At 66.9% G+C, this 2888-nt stretch carries 5 protein-coding genes; 3 read left to right on the forward strand and 2 right to left on the reverse strand.

Annotated features, from left to right (window positions below):
* Positions 1 to 767: PLP-dependent aminotransferase family protein (locus VFH65_RS01930; RefSeq protein ID WP_353319441.1), on the reverse strand; the 767-nt coding region annotated here is incomplete at its 3' end.
* Between the two features lie 48 nt (positions 768 to 815).
* On the opposite strand from VFH65_RS01930, the gene VFH65_RS01935 reads away from it, so the two are divergent.
* The 3 genes from VFH65_RS01935 to VFH65_RS01945 are packed head-to-tail and all read left to right on the forward strand — an operon-like array spanning position 816 to position 2479.
* On the forward strand, positions 816 to 1283 hold the full coding sequence (locus VFH65_RS01935) for a carboxymuconolactone decarboxylase family protein (protein ID WP_353319442.1): 468 nt from the start codon (positions 816 to 818) through the stop codon (positions 1281 to 1283).
* The gene (locus VFH65_RS01940) at positions 1283 to 1729 is read left to right on the forward strand and encodes a carboxymuconolactone decarboxylase family protein (RefSeq protein ID WP_353319443.1); all 447 of its coding nucleotides are present in this window, start codon (positions 1283 to 1285) and stop codon (positions 1727 to 1729) included. Before VFH65_RS01935 ends, VFH65_RS01940 begins: the two co-directional genes overlap by 1 nt.
* A 12-nt stretch (positions 1730 to 1741) precedes the next feature.
* Entirely contained in the window at positions 1742 to 2479 is a 738-nt protein-coding gene (locus VFH65_RS01945; protein ID WP_353319444.1) for a phosphotransferase family protein, read from the forward strand.
* Here VFH65_RS01945 and VFH65_RS01950 read toward each other — a convergent pair.
* Entirely contained in the window at positions 2476 to 2826 is a 351-nt protein-coding gene (locus tag VFH65_RS01950) for a zf-TFIIB domain-containing protein (protein WP_353319445.1), read from the reverse strand. The genes VFH65_RS01945 and VFH65_RS01950 overlap by 4 nt on opposite strands.
* Positions 2827 to 2888 lie beyond the last annotated feature (62 nt).

A 2888-nucleotide genomic window follows, 5' to 3' on the forward strand; every position in this document is an offset into this window, starting at 1 on the left:
GGCATGCCAATGGGACTGTGATGGGCAGGGGTCAGCAGCACCGCAGGTGCATCCAACTGGTCGAGATCGCTGACCACCGCCCCGTGCTCGTCGATGTCGATCGGCACCGTCGGAACGCCCATTGCCGCCATGGCGTCACGAAAGATGAAGAGCCCGTACACCTCAACGGCTAGTGGCCCGTCGGCGCTGACCGCCCGCGCCACTAGTTCGACGCCGTGGCGGACACCCGCACACACGACGATCGAATCCGGCGATGTTCGGACGCCACGTGCCCTGGCGAGGTATTCGGCGAGCGCATCGCGGAGTTCGATCCGGCCCCTTGGGTCTCCCATGCGCAGCGCTTCGGTGGGCGCGTTCGCCAGCGCGCGGCGGGTAGATGCGGCCCATTCGTTGCGGGGAAACTCCGAGACGTCGGGTGACCCGGGCATCAGGTTGTGGGTCGGTGCCGCACGAACGCCGCGGGGTCGCGCGGGGCGCTCCTCGGCACCGATGTTGACGACCCACGTGCCCGCACCTTGACGAGACGCCAGCCAGCCCTCGGCGACAAGTTCGGCGTAGGCGTCCGCCACGGTGTTGCGGGCCAATCCGAGGTCCGAGGCCAGATGGCGCGACGGTGGGAGCATGGTGCCCGGGGCAAGGCGGCCGGAGCGAACGGCGTCGCGCAGCGCGGTGAGCAGCAGGTCTCTGGCGCCGCGGGCGCCGGGTCGGATCACCTCGCGGAGGTCGAGATGCAGATCACGACTACCAGAATTAGCCCACGAATCCATGGCAAAATTGAACCATGTGAATGGGCCTTTGCGCATTAACGTGAAGGCATGACGCAAACACTGGAACCCCAAACGCTGGACCGCATCGCGATCTACAAGACGTCGCCCGAGCTGTACGACGCGATGATGGTGCTGAGCACAGCGGCGGCCAAGGACATCGATTCCGAGCTCGCCGAGCTGATCAAGATCCGTGCTTCGCAGATCAACCACTGCGCGTTCTGCCTCGACATGCACACGCGTGATGCCCGCAAGCACGGCGTGGCCGAGCAGAAGCTCGACGTCCTCGCGGCATGGGAGGAGGCCGGTAGCCTGTTCTCCGAGCGCGAGCAGGCAGCGCTTGCGCTGACGGAGGCGATCACCGAACTCGACAACGGCCACGTCCCCGACGACGTATATGCAAGGGCTGCAGCGGTTTTCACCGAGCGTGAACTCGGCCAGGTCATCGCGATGGCTGTCACCATCAATGCCTGGAACCGCATCAACGTGACCATCCGCCTCGAACCGCCTCGCCGCTGATGGCCGCCCGCATCAAACTGAACCAGGTCTCACCCGAGCTGTATGAGGCGATGGTCGTGCTGAGCAACGCCGCGGCCAAGGACATCGACCCGGCGCTGGCGGAGCTGATCAAGATCCGCGCGTCGCAGATGAATCACTGCGCGTTCTGCCTCGACATGCATACCGCCGACGCGCGTAAGCACGGCATCGGCGAGCAGAAACTCGCGCTGCTGCAGGCGTGGGAAGAGGCGGGTGACCTGTTCACCGAGCAGGAGCAGGCCGCGCTGGCGTTGACCGAAGCGATGACCGACCTGGTTGGGGGCGACCACGTCTCCGACGAGGTGTACGCGAGGGCCGCCGCGGCATTCACCGAGCGGGAGCTGGGTCAGGTCATCGCGATGGCGCTGACCATCAACGCCTGGAACCGCATCGGTGTGACAACGCGCCTGCCATTGCCGCGGCGCTAATACGGTCGAGGGGTGCAAACCCGGTCCGGTGCAGAGATCGTCGTCGACGGCGACGTGGTCTACAAGCTGCACCGGCCGGGTACGCATCCGCGGGCCCTGGCGGTCCGCCTGCGCATCGCGGCGGACTCCGATTCGCTGCTGACGCCGCTGGACACCGTGCCCTTGCTGGTCGGTACGCGATGGCGCACTCGCTGGCCGAGGGTGGAAACTGTTGTGCCGCAACCTGAATCACTGCCATGGGCCGAGGCTGGCCGACTGCTGGCCAGGCTGCACACCGAACCGATACCCCGGCGCGCTCCGCCGCACGGATGGCCACTGCGGCTGAGGCGGATGCTGCGCAGCACAGACAACGACGTCGTCCGTCGCGCCGCCGCGGGCCTGCCCGACGCGGTGTGGCGCGCAGGCTCAGCGGACCGGCCGACGACGCTGGTGCACGGCGACTGGCATCTCGGTCAGCTCGGCCGCAGCAATTCCAGCGCGCCGTGGACGCTCATCGACGTCGACGACCTCGGCGCCGGTGACCCAGCATGGGACTTAGCCCGGCCTGCGGGGTTCTGGGCGGCGGGCCTTATCCCCGACGACGACTGGACGACGTTTTTGACGGCGTATCGAGAGGCGGGCGGACCGGCCATGACGAGCCGTGACCCATGGCCGGTGCTCGACCCATTCGCCCGCGCAGCAGTCGTGCAGGCCGCCGCGCACTCTCCCCACGACGAGCTACTGCTCGCGGCATGCGCCCGAATGGTCTAACTGGAGAAGAACAGCCTGCCGAATCCCTGCTTGCGGTAGTGCTTGTTGCCGCGGTGGCCCCAGCCCGGCCCGTAGTCGTAGCCGCCATAGGCCTGTTGGCCGCCATAGCCCTGTTGCGGCGGAGGAGGTGGCGGCGGTGCGGCCTGCACGAACCTGTTCTCCATCTGGGTGAGCGACTCGAGTTCGCCGAAGTCCAGGAAGATGCCCCTGCAGGTGTCGCATTGCTCCAAATGGATGCCGTTGCGTTCGTACGTCTTCATGACACCGGCGCACTTGGGACACAGCAGCGTGGTTCCGGCGCCTGGCGACGGCGCGGACTTCGGGGGCTCGTATGGCGGGATGCTCATGTCTGCATAACGGCGGGGGACAGCCGTTAGGTTCCGCAGGAGCTAAAAGTGTGGCCGTCCGG

The organism is Mycobacterium sp. (genome assembly GCF_035697385.1).
Classification (GTDB): domain Bacteria; phylum Actinomycetota; class Actinomycetes; order Mycobacteriales; family Mycobacteriaceae; genus Mycobacterium.

Excerpts from the sequence above, each read along its gene's own strand:
- VFH65_RS01940 (WP_353319443.1), top strand. The coding sequence starts at position 1,283 with ATGGCCGCCCGCATCAAACTGAACCAGGTCTCACCCGAGCTGTATGAG.
- VFH65_RS01935 (WP_353319442.1), top strand. The coding sequence starts at position 816 with ATGACGCAAACACTGGAACCCCAAACGCTGGACCGCATCGCGATCTAC.
- VFH65_RS01950 (WP_353319445.1), bottom strand. The coding sequence starts at position 2,826 with ATGAGCATCCCGCCATACGAGCCCCCGAAGTCCGCGCCGTCGCCAGGC.